General features: G+C 33.8%; 20 protein-coding genes. 5 read left to right on the forward strand and 15 right to left on the reverse strand.

Translation table 11 applies throughout. From position 1 onward, the window contains the following. Positions 1-100 precede the first annotated feature (100 nt). Complete coding sequence (gene aldA, locus MHI13_RS20055) at positions 101-1,528, forward strand: aldehyde dehydrogenase (protein WP_002432850.1); 1,428 nt, start codon at positions 101-103, stop codon at positions 1,526-1,528. A gap of 52 nt (positions 1,529-1,580) precedes the next feature. Here the strand turns inward: aldA and MHI13_RS20060 are convergent, their stop codons facing one another. Beyond that, positions 1,581-2,534 (reverse strand): metal ABC transporter solute-binding protein, Zn/Mn family, encoded by a 954-nt coding sequence (locus tag MHI13_RS20060; RefSeq protein WP_002432681.1) that lies wholly within the window; start codon positions 2,532-2,534, stop codon positions 1,581-1,583. 154 nt (positions 2,535-2,688) lie between these two features. On the opposite strand from MHI13_RS20060, the gene MHI13_RS20065 reads away from it, so the two are divergent. Together MHI13_RS20065 and MHI13_RS20070 are read left to right on the forward strand one after the other, a co-directional pair. Further along, entirely contained in the window at positions 2,689-2,970 is a 282-nt protein-coding gene (locus MHI13_RS20065; protein ID WP_002432606.1) for a GNAT family N-acetyltransferase, read from the forward strand. A gap of 150 nt (positions 2,971-3,120) precedes the next feature. Beyond that, positions 3,121-3,930, forward strand: coding sequence for a VOC family protein (locus tag MHI13_RS20070; RefSeq protein WP_002432489.1), 810 nt, complete (start codon positions 3,121-3,123; stop codon positions 3,928-3,930). Positions 3,931-3,970: 40 nt separating this feature from the next. On the opposite strand, the gene MHI13_RS20075 is transcribed toward MHI13_RS20070, so the two are convergent. Both MHI13_RS20075 and MHI13_RS20080 read right to left on the reverse strand, forming a co-directional pair. Next, on the reverse strand, positions 3,971-5,464 hold the full coding sequence (locus MHI13_RS20075; RefSeq protein ID WP_002432802.1) for an aldehyde dehydrogenase family protein: 1,494 nt from the start codon (positions 5,462-5,464) through the stop codon (positions 3,971-3,973). Positions 5,465-5,743: 279 nt separating this feature from the next. Further along, positions 5,744-6,403: an NAD(P)H-dependent oxidoreductase gene (locus MHI13_RS20080; RefSeq protein WP_002432692.1), complete on the reverse strand. Its 660-nt coding sequence runs from the start codon at positions 6,401-6,403 to the stop codon at positions 5,744-5,746. A 298-nt stretch (positions 6,404-6,701) separates the two neighbouring features. Between MHI13_RS20080 and MHI13_RS20085 the strand changes: the two genes are divergently transcribed. Further along, positions 6,702-7,694 carry a D-lactate dehydrogenase gene (locus MHI13_RS20085; protein WP_002432762.1) on the forward strand — a complete coding sequence of 331 codons (993 nt, stop codon included), beginning with the start codon at positions 6,702-6,704 and terminating at the stop codon, positions 7,692-7,694. Positions 7,695-7,752: 58 nt separating this feature from the next. On the opposite strand, the gene MHI13_RS20090 is transcribed toward MHI13_RS20085, so the two are convergent. Together MHI13_RS20090 and srtA are read right to left on the reverse strand one after the other, a co-directional pair. Further along, positions 7,753-8,556, reverse strand: a complete 804-nt coding sequence (locus tag MHI13_RS20090; protein ID WP_002432645.1) for a Cof-type HAD-IIB family hydrolase — start codon at positions 8,554-8,556, stop codon at positions 7,753-7,755. Between the two features lie 227 nt (positions 8,557-8,783). Continuing rightward, a complete protein-coding gene (gene srtA, locus MHI13_RS20095) occupies positions 8,784-9,395 on the reverse strand; it encodes a class A sortase SrtA (RefSeq protein WP_002432701.1) in 612 nt (203 codons plus the stop codon). A gap of 194 nt (positions 9,396-9,589) precedes the next feature. Between srtA and MHI13_RS20100 the strand changes: the two genes are divergently transcribed. Next, positions 9,590-10,081 (forward strand): GNAT family N-acetyltransferase, encoded by a 492-nt coding sequence (locus MHI13_RS20100; RefSeq protein ID WP_002432796.1) that lies wholly within the window; start codon positions 9,590-9,592, stop codon positions 10,079-10,081. Positions 10,082-10,122: 41 nt separating this feature from the next. Here MHI13_RS20100 and MHI13_RS20105 read toward each other — a convergent pair whose 3' ends face one another. The 10 genes from MHI13_RS20105 to MHI13_RS20150 all read right to left on the reverse strand — a co-directional run bounded on the left by MHI13_RS20105 (position 10,123) and on the right by MHI13_RS20150 (position 20,698). Continuing rightward, positions 10,123-10,299: a hypothetical protein gene (locus tag MHI13_RS20105; RefSeq protein ID WP_002469888.1), complete on the reverse strand. Its 177-nt coding sequence runs from the start codon at positions 10,297-10,299 to the stop codon at positions 10,123-10,125. A 303-nt stretch (positions 10,300-10,602) separates the two neighbouring features. Next, a complete protein-coding gene (sdaAA, locus tag MHI13_RS20110; protein WP_064210159.1) occupies positions 10,603-11,502 on the reverse strand; it encodes an L-serine ammonia-lyase, iron-sulfur-dependent, subunit alpha in 900 nt (299 codons plus the stop codon). Positions 11,503-11,515: 13 nt separating this feature from the next. Further along, complete coding sequence (gene sdaAB / locus MHI13_RS20115) at positions 11,516-12,196, reverse strand: L-serine ammonia-lyase, iron-sulfur-dependent subunit beta (RefSeq protein WP_002432599.1); 681 nt, start codon at positions 12,194-12,196, stop codon at positions 11,516-11,518. Between the two features lie 2 nt (positions 12,197-12,198). Beyond that, complete coding sequence (locus MHI13_RS20120) at positions 12,199-13,242, reverse strand: PTS sugar transporter subunit IIC (RefSeq protein ID WP_002432706.1); 1,044 nt, start codon at positions 13,240-13,242, stop codon at positions 12,199-12,201. Between the two features lie 536 nt (positions 13,243-13,778). Continuing rightward, positions 13,779-14,576, reverse strand: coding sequence for a hypothetical protein (locus MHI13_RS20125; RefSeq protein WP_002432798.1), 798 nt, complete (start codon positions 14,574-14,576; stop codon positions 13,779-13,781). Positions 14,577-14,850: 274 nt separating this feature from the next. Further along, positions 14,851-16,338 (reverse strand): xylulokinase, encoded by a 1,488-nt coding sequence (gene xylB, locus MHI13_RS20130; RefSeq protein WP_002432858.1) that lies wholly within the window; start codon positions 16,336-16,338, stop codon positions 14,851-14,853. 205 nt (positions 16,339-16,543) lie between these two features. Then, positions 16,544-17,467 carry a ribokinase gene (rbsK, locus tag MHI13_RS20135; protein WP_064210158.1) on the reverse strand — a complete coding sequence of 308 codons (924 nt, stop codon included), beginning with the start codon at positions 17,465-17,467 and terminating at the stop codon, positions 16,544-16,546. A 48-nt stretch (positions 17,468-17,515) separates the two neighbouring features. Continuing rightward, a complete protein-coding gene (rbsD, locus tag MHI13_RS20140) occupies positions 17,516-17,920 on the reverse strand; it encodes a D-ribose pyranase (RefSeq protein WP_002432474.1) in 405 nt (134 codons plus the stop codon). Positions 17,921-17,941: 21 nt separating this feature from the next. Next, the gene (gene rbsU / locus MHI13_RS20145; RefSeq protein WP_002432319.1) at positions 17,942-18,823 is read right to left on the reverse strand and encodes a ribose/proton symporter RbsU; all 882 of its coding nucleotides are present in this window, start codon (positions 18,821-18,823) and stop codon (positions 17,942-17,944) included. Positions 18,824-19,093: 270 nt separating this feature from the next. After that, on the reverse strand, positions 19,094-20,698 hold the full coding sequence (locus tag MHI13_RS20150) for a gamma-glutamyltransferase (protein WP_002432872.1): 1,605 nt from the start codon (positions 20,696-20,698) through the stop codon (positions 19,094-19,096). Position 20,699: the final 1 nt, after the last annotated feature.

The following is a 20,699-nucleotide window of genomic DNA, read 5'->3' on the forward strand; positions in this document are numbered from 1 at the left end:
TCCCCTTCATATTTCTCAAAGATTATTACTCTCCATATATTTTTCATTTTCAAAATTAGGATAAAAAATTTCGGGAATATAAATTGTGGAGGTGTCTTAAATGACAAATCAACTATTTATTAATAATGAATTTATCGAGAGTCAATCGAATGAAACGATGGATGTGATTAATCCTGCTACAGGGGAAAAATTCGATACAATTACATTTGCGACTAAAGAAGAAGTCAATAACGCAATTGAAAAATCTAAACATGCTCAACGTGAATGGGAACGTGTTCCTCAACCTACACGTGCTGAACATGTGAAATTACTCATTCCATTATTAGAACAAAATCGCGATGAAATAGCACAATTATATGTGAAAGAGCAAGGAAAAACGTTAGCTGAAGCTTATGGTGAAATTGATAAGTCTATCGCATTTATTGATTATATGACTAGTTTAAGTATGAGTAATAAAGGCGAAGTACTTCAAAATAGCGTAGAAAACGAAATTATCCAAATTACGAAGAAACCTATTGGTGTCACAGCGGGCATCGTTCCTTGGAATGCCCCTATTATGGTTTTAATGCGAAAAGTTATTCCCGCTGTTGTTACGGGATGCTCAGTCGTTATTAAACCAAGTGAAGAAACGACACTTTTAACATTAAAATTAGCTGAACTATTCCGTGCTTCAACAATACCAGCTGGATTAATTCAAATTGTTCCAGGCACTGGCGAAACGGTTGGAACACAACTTGCAACGCATAAAGATATTCAACTCATCTCACTTACAGGTAGTATGCGTGCTGGTAAATCAGTATATGAACATGCAGCACAAACAGTTAAGAAGGTAAACCTTGAGTTAGGTGGTAACGCACCTGTTATCGTTACATCTCATGCGGATATCGACAAAGCTGTAGACTATATTGTCACAGCTCGTATTAATAACGCTGGTCAAGTGTGCACATGCCCTGAACGTATCTTTGTTCACGAAGATGTTCATGACGAATTTATTGAAAAGGTTTCTAACAAAATGAGTCAATTAACTGTAGGAGACCCACTCGATGAGAATTCAGATTACGGAGCTATTATTAACCAAACTCAACTCAATAGTATTCATGAAAAAGTCGAAACTGCAGTGACAAACGGTGCCAAATTAGTATTGGGCGGACAAAAATTAGAACGTGATGGTTTCTTCTACGAACCAACTGTATTAGATCATGTAAATCCTGAAGATAGTGTATTTAAAGAAGAAATATTCGGACCAGTCCTAGCGGTTACAACGTATAACGACTTCGATCAAGTGATTGATGACGCTAATGATACAAATGCTGGTTTATCTTCATATATTTTCTCTGAAAACTTTAAAGAAGTGATGACCGCTTCAGAACGTTTAAAATTTGGTGAAGTTTACGCCAATTGTGAAGCAGAAGAAGTAGTGAACGGTTATCACGCAGGATGGCGCGAATCTGGTTTAGGAGGCGCTGATGGTATTCACGGCTTTGAAGAATACTATAACACTACAGTAAGTTATTTAAGATATCAGTAGTATATGAAAAGACCCTTTTAGAGTGAACATGTCATTCTAAAAGGGTTTTTAATTATTGATTTAAAGCTTTGTCTAACGATTCAATATCTTTTTTCATAAGTGATTGATAAGTGATTGACTGATTGTCTTTTTCTTTTTTAGTAAGTACTGCTAAATTATGGAAACTTAAAGGTTGGGTATCTGTTTCTCTTTTTATCACATCTGTAATTTTAGAAGTAATATTTTGTTCATATAATACATAAGGAGACTTGGAATTTTTGATGTTCTTTACGATACTCAATATCTTCTTTTGACTTGGTTCTTCATCATTCATTCCATTAACGCCCTCTTGTTTAAAATGATAACGATGAGTAAGATAGCCTAGAGAATCGTGAGAAATAATAATTTTTTCACGTTTAGGGCTTTTAGTGATTTTTTGCATCTTTTTATCGATATTTGCGATATCTTTATCTAACTTTTTATAGTTTTTTTCATAGTATGACTTATGTTTAGGATCTTTTTGAATAAGCTTATCTTTGATTTTCTCAGCGAAAATGCGATCTAATACTGGGTCTAGCCAAACATGTGGGTCGTTTTCAGTTTCAGCATGATTATGACCTTCATCTTCATCGTGATCATCGGAATGGATTAATTCTTTTTGATTTAAATCGCTTGCAAGGGCTAATTTCATATTTTTATTTTCCATTGATTGAGTTATTTTAGCTGAAACCGGATCTAAGTCATCGCTAGAGTAGATGAATAAATCACTTTTCGCAATATTGATCATATCTTTTTGTGTAGGCTCATAAGAATGTAAATCAGCACCTGGAGGATAAATAGATTCTACATCGACGTATTTACCGCCAATTTGTTCTGTAAAACTTTGAAATGCAAAGACGGTTGTATGTATTTTCATTTTGTTGTGACTATTGACATTGTCTTTTTTGCTAGAATTTATACTCTTACTACATCCACTTAATATTAAAATTAATGATAACGTAATAAAGATAATTGCCTTTCTTTTCAAAATGAGCCCTCCACAAAGCGTAATTATTTCGTTTATCACTATATCGGTAACCTTCTAAAAAAGCAATAGCTAAGCCTTTAAAACATTAATCATGTTTTAAAATTTGAGATGAGTGATAAATATATGTATAAACATTTTAAAGGAGTGAACGTTAATGGCTGAAGAAATTAAACAAGGCGATCATAAATTTTATGTTGGGGAAGATGAGAATAATCCACAAGCAGTAATTACTTTCAAAGAAGTAGATAATAATGAAATCGATATTGACCATACTGGTGTATCTGATGAACTAGGTGGACAAGGTTTAGGGAAAAAATTAGTGAACAGCGTTGTAGAATATGCGCGTAATAATAATTTAAAAATCATTGCTTCTTGCCCATTTGCTAAAGATGTTTTAGAAAAAGATGACCACGCGCAAGATGTTTATTTAGGTTAATACATTGATATTTAATCATTCCAAGGAGATACTTTCTTCTTGGAATTTTTTTGATTCAAACTTGCTCTTTTTACCTCCTAGTAGTATATTTATTATACTTAGTATAAATATTAAATGAAGATGACTTTTTCATTTGAGGAGGACTACACTTTGCATACCTTTCACTCATCAGAAGCAACGCAAGTTACAAATATCATTCTGAACGTCAAAGATTTAAATACAATGACTGACTTTTACTCTAATGTTTTAGGTTTTACAATCAATAAACAAACTGAGCAACAAACCATTTTTTATATCGGTAAACATGGACATACATTAACTTTGAATAGATTGATTGATGGTCGTCAACCTGGATTGAGAGAATCTGGATTATTCCATATCGCCTACCTTCTCCCTTCGCGTGTTGACTTAGCAAACTTCCTTTATCATGCTAGCCAACTCAATATCGCGGTTGGTGGTGGCGATCATCTTGTAAGTGAGGCTTTATATTTTAATGATCCAGAAGGTAACGGCATTGAGGTCTATCAAGACCGTCCTGATGAAGGATGGCAATGGAATGATGGATTTGTCAAAATGGATACACTACAAGTTGATGCCAATGATTTAATTGCTCAACGTTCTAAAGAAGGATGGCAAGGTTGGCCAGAAGATGGGATAATTGGACATTTACATCTTAAAACACATGATCTAGGACAAGCACGCGCATTTTATATTGATGATCTAGGGTTAGAACAAATTTCTAATTTCCCCCAAGCACTCTTCATGTCCACGCAAAAATATCATCACCACATTGCGGTGAATACTTGGCAGTCAAATATAGCAAGAACACATAATCAACTATCATATGGGTTAACTCATGTAGATATATATCAACCTAATGCAGAGATTAAACATTTAACATCACCAGAAGGCTTTGACATTAAGATTCATGGTGATAAAAACTTAGTGTTAAACACATAAAAAAAGAGGGCTTTCGCCCTCTTTTAATTTTTTATTTATATTAATACATACCATTTGGTTGGTTACTTGTATCAATAAAGATATTTTTAACTTGTTGATAGTTTTTAATTGCGTCTTTATAAACTTCACGACCAATACCAGATTTCTTATAGCCGCCGAATGGTGCGCCTGCTGGAATTTGGTTATACGTATTAATCCAAATACGACCAGTTCTCATTGCTTTAGAAACATTTAATGCACGGTTGATATTAGTTGTGAAAATACCACCAGCTAAACCATATTCTGAGTCATTCGCGATATCAATCGCTTGTTGTTCATCATCAAATTTTTCAACTACTAAAACTGGACCAAAGATTTCCTCTTGAGCTAATTTGTGTTTATTATCTTTTAACTCAATAATAGTCGGCTCGAAATAATAACCTTTATCTAATCCATTGTCTGTAATACGATGACCACCAGTTAAGATATTAGCTTTATCATCATCTTCTGCAATTTTTACGTAACTTTGAATTTTTTCTAATTGATCTGGACCAGTTTGCGCACTCATTTTTACGTTTTCATCAAATGGATCGCCAACTGTGATATTTTCAAAAGCTTCTTTTAGTTTAGGTAATAATTCGTCATAAATTGAAGATTGTACTAGCAATCTTGAACCTGCACTACAAACCTCACCTTGGTTAAATAGAATTCCTAACTGAACGCCTTCAACAACTTGTTCTAAATTCGCGTCATCAAAGATGATGTTGGCACTCTTACCACCAAGTTCTAATGTTGTAGGTACAATGCGTTCAGCTCCTGCTTTTGCTACGCCGTAACCTACATCTGTTGAACCAGTGAATGATAACTTATCTACACCTTCATGGTTAAAGATAGCGTCACCTGATTCAGAACCTTTACCAGTTAAAACGTTCACTACACCTTTAGGTAAAACTTCTTGGAAAATTTTAGCAAGTTCAATTAATGATAAAGGTGTTGAAGAAGATGGTTGAATAACCACTGTGTTACCTGCAGCTAATGCTGGTCCTAATTTCCATGAAGCTAATAGAATTGGGAAGTTCCATGCAACCACTGCACCTACAACACCTACAGGTTCATTGACAACTAAACTCATAGTGTTTTCGTCTATTTCATTGACTGTACCTTCATCAGTAGTTAAAACACTTGCGAAATATTTAAACTGATTTGCTGCCTGAGGTACATCAATTGTAGAAGTTTCACGATATGGTTTACCATTTTGTAATGATTCAACTGTAGCTAAATGTTCAGCCTTTTCATGAATGCGACGACTAATTTCTAATAAGTAATCAGCGCGTTCAGCTTTTGAAATTTTACTCCAGCTATCAAAAGCATCGTGTGCAGCTTGCACTGCTTTATCGACATCTTCTTTGCCAGCTCTTGCAACTTTAGCTAAGTCTTCGCCATTAGCTGGGTTAGTTACTGTTAATGTTTCTCCACTACCACTTGATTGGAATTCGTTATTGATAAATAAGCCATAACTTTCGTCGATATAATCTCTTACGTTAATATTTGCCATTTTAACCCATCCTTTATAGTGATATTTGAATTGTTGAAACTACCTTGCTTAAATTAAATATATTTAAAAATGTAAACGTTTACTTTTGTAGCTTTTATTTTACCTTCTTTTCTATATGATTCAAAACAATGTGTTTATGAGCATACTCAAAAAGTAGTCCTAGTCTTGAATTACCCGCATATATAAAGACTTATTCACTTCTGAAAAATTTAAAAATTTTCAAAAAAACAGACTCTATAATCTAAAATTATAGAATCTGTTCTTGAATATTTTAAATTATTATACCCAGCTAATGACGTCATCTTTATTTTGACGAACTTTACCATGAGCAGGTTCTTCAGCTCTATAACCGAAACCAACCATTACTGAAATACCGAAATGTTCAGTATCTAGGATACCTTCCTCAGCTAATATCTCAGTCACTTTATCTAAGTCAAATCCTTCCATTGGGCATGAATCAACGCCTAAGAGTGCTGCAGTCGTCATCATATTACCTAATGCAATATAGGTTTGTTTGCTAGCCCAATCATACAATGTACGTTCATTATCATTAATGTGGAAATTGGTTTGGAAATTATCAAACTTTTCATTAACTGCTGGAATTGTGCTTTCTTCGTACTGTTTAACACCACGAATTAAGTTTTGAACGTATTCAGATTGAGAAGTTACATTTTTACGTGCAAATATCAATACAAAGTGACTCGCTGTATCTAACTGCTTCTGAGCACCCCAACTGTATGGTTTAAGTTTATCTCTTAATGTTTCACTTTGGACTACAACAAAATGCCACGGTTCCAAACCTAGAGAACTTGGAGATAATCTCCCTGCCTCTAAAATTGTTTCAAAATCTTCATCACTCACTTTTTTAGACGGATCAAATTGTTTTGTAGCGTGTCTAAATTTAAACGCATCAATGATTGTTTGATTCATATTACTCATACCAGTGTTTCATCCTTCCTAAAATACATTGTTAACAATATCTTTTTTCATTACATCAAAAGTATAAATGACTTTTGTACACGATAAAAGTAAATGAATTTCATAAAAAAGAGGATTTTTTATTTTAAAATGAGAGATTTTTCACATTTTTCTTTTCCAAAGGTCATTTCGTACTTGATTTGTGAAAACTTTCACAATATAATGAGCTTGTAAGTTTTAGTCTTACTTATTTATTTTTATTCTTATAACTTATTATTTAGTACGATTTTTTACATTTTAGAAATGGGGTTATTTTTTAATGACAAGAATTATGTTTTTCGGTACACGCGAATATGAGAAAGAAATGGCATTAAACTGGGGTAAAAAGAATAACATTGAAGTAACTACTTCTACTGAACTTTTAAGTAAAGATACTGTCGACCAACTTAAGGATTATGATGGTGTAACTACCATGCAATTCGGTAAATTAGAAGATGAAGTTTACCCTAAACTCGAAGCATACGGCATCAAACAAATCGCTCAACGTACTGCGGGATTCGATATGTACGATTTAGATCTTGCTAAAAAACATGGTATTGTTATTTCTAACATTCCTAGTTATTCACCTGAGACTATCGCAGAATATTCTGTTTCTATCGCATTACAACTTGTACGAAGATTCCCTGCAATCGAAAGACGCGTACAAGATCACAACTTTACTTGGGCGGCACCGATTATGTCACGTCCAGTTAAGAATATGACAGTCGCTATCATTGGTACAGGACGTATTGGAGCTGCCACTGCTAAAATTTACGCAGGATTTGGTGCAAAGGTTGTTGGTTACGATGCTTATCCTAATCATTCTTTAGACTTCTTAGAGTATAAGGATTCTGTTGAAGAAGCTATTAAAGATGCAGACATCATTTCATTACACGTACCTGCAAACAAAGAAAGCTTCCACTTATTTGATAAAGAAATGTTTGCGAAAGTTAAGAAAGGTGCTATTTTAGTTAACGCTGCTCGTGGGGCTGTTATTAACACGCCTGATCTTATTGATGCAGTTAACGATGGCACATTATATGGTGCTGCAATCGATACTTATGAAAATGAAGCCGACTACTTTACATTTGATTGGACTAACAAAACGATCGAAGATCAAACGCTTTTAGAGCTTATTAGAAACGAAAAGATTTTAGTAACACCTCACATTGCTTTCTTCTCAGATGAAGCAGTACAAAACTTAGTTGAAGGCGGCTTAAATGCAGCGTTATCAGTAATTCAAACTGGAACTTGTGAAACACGTCTAAACTAATCTATTTAAAAAGGTGAGAAAAATGGGTATATCCACTTCTTCTCACCTTTATTTATGCTCAGATGTTACTTAGTACTACTTCTTCAATAATAGTTAATACACCTTGTTTATCATTAGATGGCGCCACACCACTCGCTAATTCAAATAATGATGCGTCGTTACTATTTTCCATAACATAACTATATTGTGCGAGTTCTAGCATATCTTTATCATTATTAGCATCTCCAAATGCCATTAATTCAGTAGACGACATCCCCCATTCAGTAAGTAATCGTCTTAATGCTTGACCCTTTGTCATATTAGGCATAATGACATCTATACTATCGTGCCCACTTGAGACTAGCTTAATTGTATCTTTAAAAGCTCTCTCTAACTCATCATCCAAGTGAGGATGAGTATCTCGATTGATATTGAAAGCAATTTTAACATAATCGTCTTCAGGTAAATGTTGTAGTGAATCAATTTCTTCTAATTGATGATAATAAAAATGCGCGTCCTCTTTAAAAGTTGCTTGGGTACTTTTTAAAATATACGCACTTTTCACACCACATATAATGAGTTCATCCATCTTGTGGTCAATGTTTAAATAATCAACAACGTCTTGAAAATCTTGTCTATTGAAACTTCGATAGTTGTACAGCTTATTCCCATTATATATGACTGCCCCATTTTCAGAAATAAAGAACATATCTCTAACGCCAAAGATAGACTTCAATTTCGCATATTGATTTCCACTTGCAGCTATAAATTGTATGTTATGCTTCTTTAATTTCTTAAAAATTGTTTCAAACCGTGCCTCATCAAATTGTTTATTTGAATCTAAAAAAGTGCCATCCATATCTACTGCAATTGCGCGTATCATTTTAATATCCCCTTTAATTGACCAACTTTAATCTCATTATATCTGTGTGTGTGAATGGAATGAAGTTAAAGATAAGTCTATGAAACTATATTCACATTTAGAAATTGATTTCATCACTTAAAAATACTTAACTCATGTGAATGTTTGTTAAATGTCTATTAAACTTTATGATTTATTACTATAGTAAAAGGTAGAAGTATCTTGTATATACTCCTACCTGATTGTTCTTAATTCACTTGTGTTGCGATGAATATTTTTCGTTTCTCCCAGACACCTGTTTTCTCATTATAATCATCACAAGTAATCAACGTTAATTGATTTTTTTTACCTTTTTGTTCATCTAAAACTTCAACATCTGATGGATTAACGTCATGAATTTTTGTCATTTTATACTTACGTGTTTGATTACCTACTTTAAAATATACTTTACTTCCTTTTTTAGCTGCTTTTAGATTAGTAAATTGATAGTGCGGACGGTCAGTAAATGTGTGACCAGCGATAGAAATATTTTGTTGATCTAATGATTCATCTCCCTCAGCGAAACTCACACCTCTATTAAGTTGCTCTAGTGTCGCAGGCCCTGGATAAACCGGCTCCTTAATTTCAGCATCTGGTACTTCAATATAACCAGCCATTTTGGATTTATCCTTTGGAATTGTAGGTGTCTTTTGTTTCGTCGAGGTATCCTTTTTTTCATCGTTGTCATATTTCTCAATCTTATTGTCGTTATCTTTTTCATGAAGATAATTATCAATATGTGGCTTTGCAAATAAATATATTGCTAATAATATTAATAAGACACCAATGAACGTCGTTAATCGACTCGTCCATTTTTTCATTACTGTAACTCCTTTAAATGTTTTTAAAGATTTATCGTAGTTTGAGATAAGTATAGCATTATTTTGACACGACAACACTAATATAAAAGAAGCTTATAAAATTTTTTATAAATATCGCATGTGAAATTACTTAACAAATAATTGATTTATTAGAAATAAAGGTATTTAATGGAATGTAAAAAGAGGGGTGCCCAATGATTAGACATGCTAGAAAAGAAGACCTGCCAGATATTCTTGAAATTTATAATGACGCCATAATTAATACTACTGCAGTATATACATATGATCCCAAGGAATTAGAAGAACGACTACAGTGGTTTGAAACAAAATCAATAGCCGAAGAACCTATATGGGTATATGTTAAAGACCATCATGTTGTAGGTTATGCAACATATGGCTCTTTTAGAAATTGGCCAGCCTATCTTTATTCTATTGAACATTCGATTTATGTTGATCCCGACTATCGTGGTCAAGGTATAGCTTCAAAGTTATTAGAAACACTCATTCAAGACGCAAAGGCCAAAAATTATCGAACAATTGTAGCGGGGATAGATGCTTCTAATGTAGGAAGTATTGAGCTACATAAAAAATTTAATTTCACTCACGCTGGAACAATTAAAAATGTAGGATATAAATTTGAAAGATGGCTCGATTTAGCATTTTATCAGCTTGATTTACATCAATAAAAAAGAATGAAATTTAACTAAGGAATGTCTTTGGTTAAATTTCATTCTTTGCTTTTATTTTCAATAACAAAACGAATATAGTAGAACATAAAAACGAGAATCATACTTAATGATAATGATTTAAATAATAAGTTGACCCATGTCCCCTCTGTAGTCCATAAATAAGTTATCGTTGTGTTAATGATGAATGCTAGAAAGATAAGGAATAATCTTAGCATTGCATCAACCCCTTTTAAGCTATTTTAGATTGGGGACCCACATTTTGCAATATTAAAGAAGCACTTATGATAGTAATAATTCTTTAGTGCTTCTTACATAATAGTTTCTTGACTATTGTGTTCATCTAATATGCGAATTCTAATTCGACGGTGTTCTTAATGCAATAGACCATAGTCTATTGGTTTCCTTTTTAATCATTCAACTATGTACTTACTAAAACAGTTAATCTTTATAACCTTAGAAAAAAGCACTTTAGTCTTGCTATACACAAAACTAAAGTGCTTAATCATTATATTTATAAGTTATTTATTATTTACCATATTTTCAGCTTCACCGAAAATTTTACGTTTAATTTCTTCACCAGTTGGTGTACCAGCTAGACCACCTAAACCTGTTTCACGAAGAGATGCAGGTAAATTACGACCAACTCTGTCCATCGCACCGATAACTTCATCAACTGGAATACGACTTTCAACGCCAGCTAATGCAAGGTCTGCTGAAATTAATGCGTTACCTGAACCAATAGCATTTCTCATTACACAAGGAATTTCAACGAGTCCTGCTACAGGGTCACAAACTAAACCTAATAAGTTACTTATCGCAAGTGCCATCGCATGACCAGATTGCTCTGGCGTACCGTTAAAGATAGCTACAGAAGCTGCCGCAGCCATTGCTGACGCAGAACCAACTTCTGCTTGGCAACCGCCTGTAGCACCAGCAACACTTGCGTTGTTTGCAACTACACGTCCAAATAATGCTGAAGTAAATAGGAAATCTATCATTTGATCTTCAGTTAAATCATGCGTTTTCTCTAATTTGAAAAGAACTCCGGGAATAGTTCCCGAGGAACCAGCTGTAGGTGTAGCACAGATGATACCCATTGCTGCATTCACTTCGTTTGTTGCAACTGCGCCTTTAACGGCTTCAATCATTTCTTTCCCTGATAAAGCATGATTGTTTTCGTTGTAATCACGAAGTTTTGCCGCATCATGGCCTGTATAACCTGTAACACTTTCTACACCATCTCCAGTAGTACCTTTTTCTACTGCATCACGCATCACTTCAAGATTTTGTTTCATACGTTCACGTACTTCGTCGCGTGATATACCTTCTTTTTCCATTTCTTCGTTGATCAAGATATCAGCGAAGGAAATGTCATGTTCAACAGAATAATCTATTGTCTCTCTAATTGAATCAAACATTTATAATCCCCCTCTAATTGATATAGGAAACGTTTAAGTCACTGTATTTTTCTCTAATTTTGTTTAATGTTGATTCTGAGATTGCTTTATTTAAAGGTAATACAACTAGACCATTATTGTCGCTCGTCTTGACAGTTTCATCACCAAAATCAATTTCCATATCTGTCATGTCGTTGATTAAGTGATTCACCTGAGCTTTATCCATTTCGCCGTCTATTTCTAACATTGGAAGCCCATTGTTAATTTCAACTTCTAAGCCATTGACGTTAATGCCTTTAAGTTTAATTGTACCGCCACCAATTGAAATACCAATGACTTCAATGTGACGTCCACTTTCAGAGTTCGCCTTAATATAAGCACAGTTAGGATGTTGACCGATACTTTCTCCATCTTCTTCGATGATATCAACATCGATATTTTCATCCTTAGCTATATCTAATGCTGATTTAATTCGGCTATCGAAGGTGCTATAGCCCATAGCACCACCAACTACAGCTACGTCTGTACCATGTCCTTGGTGCGTCTTAGCAAAAGATTCATAATAATGAATCTCTAAAGTTTTAGGCATGTCTCCTAAAACAGCACGTGCTGAGTTACCTATTTTAACTGCACCAGCAGTATGAGAACTTGATGGTCCCATCATAACTGGTCCAATAATGTCAAAAGCACTTTGGTAATCATAGCTTTTAGCCATTATTAAACACTCTCCTTAACTCGATTCTTTTTCCCTGGTAATTTGAAACTAATATTCATTAAGTTAAATTTCTTGATAATTGAACTCATAACGAATGCTAGTACTACACTTACTATACCCACTGTGATGATAGTTATGATAGAAGTCACTGCATTATTAAATCCAAATAATACAATCGCACCTGCGATCGGTGTAGCCATACCTTTTACATTGATTACTAGTCCACTGAATGTAACGATACAAGCATTTACAACACCGATGATGGCATTCGTACCATAAAGTTGTAGTGGATATTTTGCAATTAAATCTATTTGTGTCAATGGTTCGATAAATACTGCGAACGCATTGGTTTTCTTACCAATATGCAGTCTACTGAATAGTACTGCGTTAACGAATGAAGCACCAGTACATGTTAATGCACCGATTGCCATTGGAATACCTGTAAGCCCTAATAAGCTTGTTAAGACCATTGAACTTAAAGGCGTCATGCCTGTTACAGGTATAACTAGTCCTAATATAACTGCTAAAGCATAAGGATTATCATTACCTACAGATGAGATAGCTGAACCAATTTGTTTAAGTACAGCGATAACCCCTGGTGAAATTAAATTTGCTAAACCAAATGTAATTGCTGGAGCCAATAAAATTACAACAATTAAATCTAGTCCTTCTGGAACTTTTTTCTCTATCAATTTAATCCCAAAAGCAATAATATATGCTGCTATAAATGCTGGCAATAATTTTGAGTCATGTAAAACTAAACCAACGATAACAGCAAAAACTGGAGATACACCCAAGTTTAAACATGTTAAAATACCAACTGCAATTCCGCTTAAACTCCCTGCTAAGTCACCAATTTCTTGAAAAAATTTAATGTGGAACACGCCACCGATAGCATAACTTAAGAATGCTTGTGGTAAGTATGTGGCACAAGCTGCCCCTGATAAAGCTTGTAAACCTTGTTTACCATATGGCGCAAAGTTTAAGAACAGCGTCATGATGATAAGTACAATTACTAGTGTCCCTACTCCTAAGATTATATTCATTTCCCCATAACCTTCTTTCTGTTTTTTTAGGCCATAGCTATCGTACACCCTTAAGAAAGCGATTTCAATAATTTACAACAAATAAATTAGTAGATATTGTGAAATAATTCACTAATTTATATTTTTATTGTTGCAAAAAGTAGAAAAGAGAAATTATTTTGTTATTTTGATTTTATTTGAAACATTTTACACTTAACCCTGACAAATGTAAACGCTATCATCAACATTAATTTACCCTTACCTCAAAATCGTCTTCATATGATGTACAAGATAACTAGTACATATCATTTAGGCGACTTATATATTCTAACGCTTATTATCTCAAAATGTAACAAATTGCTCACAATTTTTAAGGGCTTATTGCAAATTTCTAGTGCAACCAGCCCTTAAATATGAATGTTTAATTTAAAATTGTATTTTTACCCTTAAACCTATTTTCAGATTCACGGGTGAATTTTATCATTTTCTACTCTTACCTATATCAGTTTAATTAATTAGGCGGACTTCTACCTCTATATCTTTTCAATAAGTAAAAGTTACCCTTTAATGAAAAATAATTTTTCAGCTAAGTCATAATTCTTTTGACTCAATGAAAATTCTTGTCTTGTAAGTCTTTCTGGTAATTCAAGTATAAGTAAGAAAAGTTTGTCTACATTTGTTAACACTTCTTTAGATGTAGACATAGATATTGATTCCATTTGCTCAATAAATGGTGCGTACCTACAGTAAGCACTAACAAATATTTGTAGAGGATAGATGCTTTGATTGTTTTTATATAAATTAATGAAGACTTTAACAATATGACTGGGATAGATGATTTCTATAATATTATCTTGAATAGAGAATTTTAAATTGCATTTTTTGAGTTCTGAAAGTAGTTTTTGAAGCATATATAGGAGTAAAGGAATGTCGCGATTTTCATGAGCAGGTGGAAGGTTGAGTTTATCAGTTAATGTATCTGGATCTAATGGGAATGATAATTTAAGTGGTTTAACAGTTGTTTTGATTTTTAATTGGGTCATTCTAGAGTATGCACTCAACATTTCACTGTGCTGGTTGACAGGATAGAATTGTAAAAAACGTAACTTTTCATCATTAATATCACTTTCAGCTTCATCTCTTAGATTGATAAACTGATTATTTACTTGATGCGAAGGTGGTTGATATTGAGGGAATTGAATTGACCTTTGAAGTTGGTATGTAGTGGGTAGTGTAATATCTTGACGTTCAAGTTCAAGTAATAAATTAGGATAGTCGAGTTCATTCATATACGCAAACGTTCGTGGCGACATACGGCCTAGAAACTCACACAATTCTTGTTTCAAAATTAACATATTATCATCCTCTCGGTGTCTTATTTTTAATTGTGCTTATATATTAATTGTTAAAATATAATTTTATTAAACGTTCTATTTAGTTTAATGTCAATATTCATTTCCTTGAAAATAATTTTTCTTTTTTGTCGCTCAAACTAAAAATCAATTATTGTTTCCCATCTTTTCAATAATTCACTTTTTTCAATAAATTTCTATATAAAGTCTAGGTTTTGCATTTAGAGTTATCAATATAAAAAAACTCTCGCACATGAATTGTCCGAGAGTTCGTACTTTACTTTGTAATCGCTAGCAGTTCCTTTGTTAGTTCTTTCGTTTGCTTATAAACTCGTTGATAAACATTATGGAATTGTTCGTATCGTTTATGGTTTTCGGCATTAGGTTTAAAAACTTCTTCAACTTTAATAAATGTCTCAACACAATCAGCTACACTTTCAAACCAACCTAGTCCGTATGCTGCAAGCATAGCTGCTCCCATACTTGGACCTTCTTCATGTTTTAATTTTTTCACTTTCATATTAAAAACATCTGCTTGAAGTTGTAGCCAGAACTTACTTTTAGCCCCTCCACCAATTGAAGTAATTGAATTGATTTCGTGTCCTGCTTCTCGCATTATTTTGATTGAATCATATAAAGAATAAGTAATACCTTCTATAACTGCACGTGCAAAATCTGCTTTTTTGTGTTGTCCACTAATACCAATAAAGCTACCTCTAATGTAAGCATCCCCATGTGGCGTGCGTTCACCAGCTAAGTAAGGAGCAAATAATAAGCCATTTGCTCCTAGTTTGGCACTTTCAGCAGAATCTAAAATTTTGGCGAAGGAGTCATTTTCAAAGAATGTGGTCTTCAACCAATTCAAACTATAACCTGCAGCTAATGTAACTCCCATCGCATAATACGTATTAGGAATACTGTGATTGAAAAAATGTAAATTCTGATCATACTCTGTAACATGATTATGTTCAACGTTTAATACTACGCCAGATGTTCCGATACTACATAATGCTTCCTTATCATTAATAACGCCAGCTCCTATAGCTCCGCAGGCATTATCCCCACCTCCGGCAAATACAGCAACCTGATGCTTTAAACCTAGTTCATCTGCCAGTAATTCGCTAACGTACCCAACACATTCATGTGAATTGACTAATGATGGATAAATATCAGGGATATTGAAAATTGAGCCCACATCTTTTGTCCATAAATTTGTTTTAGGATTTAATAATAATGTGCTAGCCGCATCACTATATTCCATATTAATTTGATTCGTTAGACAATATCGTAAATAATCTTTAGGCAACATAAATACATTCACTTGTTCCCAAATTTCAGGCTCATGTTGTTGAACCCATAACATTTTAGGCAATGTAAATCCTTCTAATATTGGATTATAGTTGAGTCTCTCACCATACACTTCTTTAATTTGACGACACTGTTCCGAATTTCTAGTATCATTCCAGAGTATTGCATTGCGTAAGGGCTGTCCTTCTTTATTTAAGACGACTAGACCGTGCATCTGTCCTGAGAACGAAAGACCTTTCACAGCTTTATTCTTTAAAGCATTTGAAGAGATGATGCGCTTAACGCCACGCTTAGTAGCTTGAAACCATTCATTAGGGTCTTGTTCACTATATCCAGGTTGCTCTTGAAATAATTTCAATGGTTCACTTACAGTCTCCAATACTTCGCCTTGGCGATTGACTGCGATAATTTTAATTGCGCTCGTTCCTAAATCAATACCTAAAACAACTGCTTCCATCTTTTGATCACCCTTCGTTTATGTCAAATATGTATTAAGTTATCTCTGTATATTTATATCATATATGCTTACATACTATATTAAAACTTAAAGTTTAGAGTTAATAGTATTTTAGAAAAAATATTAGCTCTAAGATGATTGTTTTAACACAACTTCTTAGAGCATTTTTTTAATTATTAATACGTAATGAAATACCTTTCACTAATTATTTGTAGACATTGATTACTTCATCTCTAGTAGGAATAGCAGCTTGAGCTCCTTGTCGTTGAACAGTTATAGATGATGCTTGGTTAGCGAATTGGATAGCTTGTTCCAAATTACTCAAATCTTTGTTTAATTGACTCACAAAAGCTCCAATAAATGTATCACCTGCAGCAGTAGTATCAATAGCTTCTACTTTATAAGCTGGAACAATGTTGGATTCATTCTCAGTTGCATAATACGTACCTTGTTCCCCAAGCGTAATAAGTACTGTTGAAATTCCTAATTTGAAGAAATATTCTACGGTTTCTTGCATGTTATCTTGATTAGTGATAGAGATACCTGATAGTAGTTCAGCTTCAGTTTCATTAGGAATAATAATATCTGTTAATGCTAATAAAGATTTAGGTAAATCAATCGCAGGGGCAGGATTGAGTACAGTTGTTACACCATTTGCTTTAGCAATTTTAAAGGCTTGTTCTATAGCTTCAATTGGTACTTCTAATTGTGCTACAACAAAGTCCGCTTCAGTAATTGGTTGTTCTGCTGCCATGACATCTTTAGCACTTAAAGTCATATTTGCTCCACCATATACTAAAATTGTATTCTGACCGTCTTCTGATACTGTTATGAAAGCTTGTCCTGTTTCTTCATTATCAGCGGTTAAAATATATTCCGTATTAATAGACGCCTCTTTGAAATCTTCGATGATAAAATCGGCATTCCCTTCTTTACCTACTTTAGTAACAAAAGTTGTTTCAGCTTCTAGACGACCAGCTGCAATCGCTTGATTAGCACCCTTTCCTCCACCAAATTCTCGTTGCGCTTGATCAATGTGTAATGTCTCTCCTGGTTTAGGAAAACGCGTCACGTTAATCAATTTATCAACATTGGTTGAACCTACTATAACTACCTTGTTTCTACTCATTGAAATAGCCCCCTTTTTAGATATATAATTCTTCAATCGTGCTTTCTATCAAAAAGTGACATTAGATTCTAATACGATATTAGAGAATGGTGTGGTCTCTCCTGTTCTAATGTTCCCTTTATTATGTGGTGATTGAAGCATCTCTTTCATTTTACTATGAGAAATAAATTCAATCTCTACATGTTCCTCGATTAAGTGTTTAATTACTTTAAGCTGAGTTGAATTATTTGTTTTTATCTCTTCTGCTAAGTAAATTTTTTGAATCTCCACTTCTGTTAAAACATTTTCAAGTACATCTATAAAACTTGGTAAGCCTTTTGTTACTGCTAAATCAATACGTCTTTCATCATTAGGTATAGGCATTCCTGCGTCGTTGATGGTAATTAAATCATAATGTCCTAAAGTTGAGATAGCTTGTGAAACATGACTATTTAATACTGCTGTCTTTTTCATAAATATCAATCCCTCACTAAGTTATTTAATAAATACAGTTACGGAAGCAGCTATAAGAATTAAAACCAATCCGACAATAGTAATCATTAATTCTTTTGGCGTTTTCTTCTGATTTAAAAAGAAAATACCTGTTAAAGTTGCTAAAACGACTGAAGTTTGGGAAAGAACGAAACCAGTAGCTAGTCCATTCATATTGGGTTGGGCTGAAATTAAATATGTTAACGCGGCAAAGGCGAAGAAGAAACCAGAAATAATTTGTTTCCAACTGACTGCTTCTTTAAAGACATTCCCTTTGTTCATATTCATTAGAGCATAGATGACTGCTACAATTACCATACCAATAGCTTGTGGTAAAAATGCTTTTAATCCACCTATATCTGTAGCTTGTGGAGCAGCTGAATAAACCCAATATCCAATTTCACCAATAAGTAATAAAACCACTGCTTTTCTAAGATTTTGACTATACTCTTGTTCACTTTTCTCTGACCAAACTGTCATTCGTGCACCAACTAAAATTACTATGAGTGCTACGAATCCAATCATTTTGTTTGCTATACCAGGCCAGTTACCTAAAGCGAATACGCCCCATAACGAAGCACCTAATAATTGAAAAGCTGTTGTAATAGGCATAGCTCTAGATGATCCTACTAACCCAAACGCTTTAAATGTAATAATTTGACCAAATGCCCATCCGGCACCTGAAATAATTGAAAATATGAGTGCCATACCTCCGGGTATTCCAATACCTTTTACCACGGCTAATATAATTGCAAAGATTAATGTCCCGACTGTTGCACCAAAGATTTGGTTCACAGGTCGTCCACCAAATTTAGATGCAATCGTTGGGAACAATCCCCAACCTAATAACGGTCCTAATCCTATTAATAAAGCTATAATATCCATAAGCCACCTCGAAGTCTTAAATTATATGTAAAACTTTTACTCAATCATCATACTATTTATGAATTGACCTGTATACGCTTACACCCAATGTCATAAAACTGTCGGATATGCATAAATTTTTTTACCGTGAGGGAAAATTAATATTGCAATCATAAATCAGTCATTTTAAAATTAAATATTTTAATCACATGATTCCACTAAATACATAAAAACACCTTCAAAGTGATATGATTTCAACTTTGAAGGTGTACTATTATTTGTATTTAATTTTTAACGGTTACCAACATCTGAACCGACGTCTACTGATTTTTTATTTTTATCATACACGGCACCTTGAACACTACCGAAGTTAGGGTCATTACGTTTTTCTTGAACGCCATAACCTAAACTTTTGAAGATGTTAATATCTTCATCGCTTGTAGCATTTTCATAATAAACTGTACCACCATCATTATAAAAACGTGGTTTATCAACAGATTCTTGCAACGTACCGTTACCATTTAAATAATCTACGATAACCTCATCTAAGATAGTAGGAATTTTGTTACCTCCAGGAGTACCAATACCCATGTAGAAGTTAGGACCTACCACTACTGATGGTGAAATGAATGATCTTGGTGCTTTATGAGGTTCCCCATAGTTAGGACTCGTTGATTCTTTAGAGAAGTCTCCTAATGAGTTGTTCATATAGAATCCTTCTTTCATGAAATCACCAGATCCAAAGTAACTTGAAAGTGTATTAGTCGTGCTTGCTAATTTACCATCTTTATCAATAACTACAAAGTGCGTTGTACTTGTATTATCAGTTCTTATTTGGTTAAAGTCACTACCATTTTCTGTGTTGCTTCCAACATTAACTTTATTTAATTGACCAAGTAAGTAATCATCCGATAATTGTTGGTCGTTACTTGCTTCTGAACCATTAACGATATCACGGTTTTGGTACATTAAATCACGTGATTTAATCATCGCAGTAATAAAGCTAGTACGGTCAGCATTATTTTGGTTTTCTTGTTCATCAACTTTTAAACCTTGTAAAGTTAGCGTACCACCTAATGGGTTAGAAGCTGAATAAATTTTGTTATTTTTATAAGTTGTGCTTACTGGTTCTTTTGATTCAGTTTTGAAGGTTGTGAAGTCCTTTTCAGTCAATTTATTTTTTAACTGTTTAGAAATACTTTTACCTACGTCTTTGTAGAAGTAATCTGGGCCTTTATCACGGATTTTCTTTAACGTGTCAGCAAGTTTACTTTGCTTAACAACGTCACCTTCACGTACTGTTTTACTTCCTTTGAAGAAAGGTGAATTACGGTCAATCTTAGAGCCGTAAATTTTCAAACTACGTTCAAGTTCTGAATCTACTTCGAAGCCATCTTCTGCTAAAGGAATGACGTAGTTAAAGATTTTCTTCTCATCCATTTTACCTTCTTTTTCATGCATATCATGCATACCTCTAACGAAGCCAGGTACACCGATTTTGTCGCCTTGTTTATAATTGTATGAAGACATTGTCTTATATTCATACATTTTAGGGACTTCTCCATCTTTACCATTGTACGTTAGCGTTGCGCCCCCACCGCCTAAACCAGACGAATGAGGTTCAGTTACAGCTAGAGCATAAGCAACACCTTCAGCTGCATCTGTTGCATTACCGCCATCCTCAATTATTTTATTACCTACTTTAGTTGCAATTGCATTATTAGAGGCAACACCATAATTTTTTTGGTTACCAGATTGTTTATGGTTCGCTATCTTATTTTCATATAACGTGTCTTTGTCCACTTTCTTCTCTGTTGTTAAGAAATAAAAGAGGAACGAAATCACAATTGTTATAACTAAAATGACACTCAAGGTCACTTTATTATATATATTCATA

The sequence above is a fragment of the Staphylococcus sp. FSL K6-0223 genome (assembly GCF_038008285.1).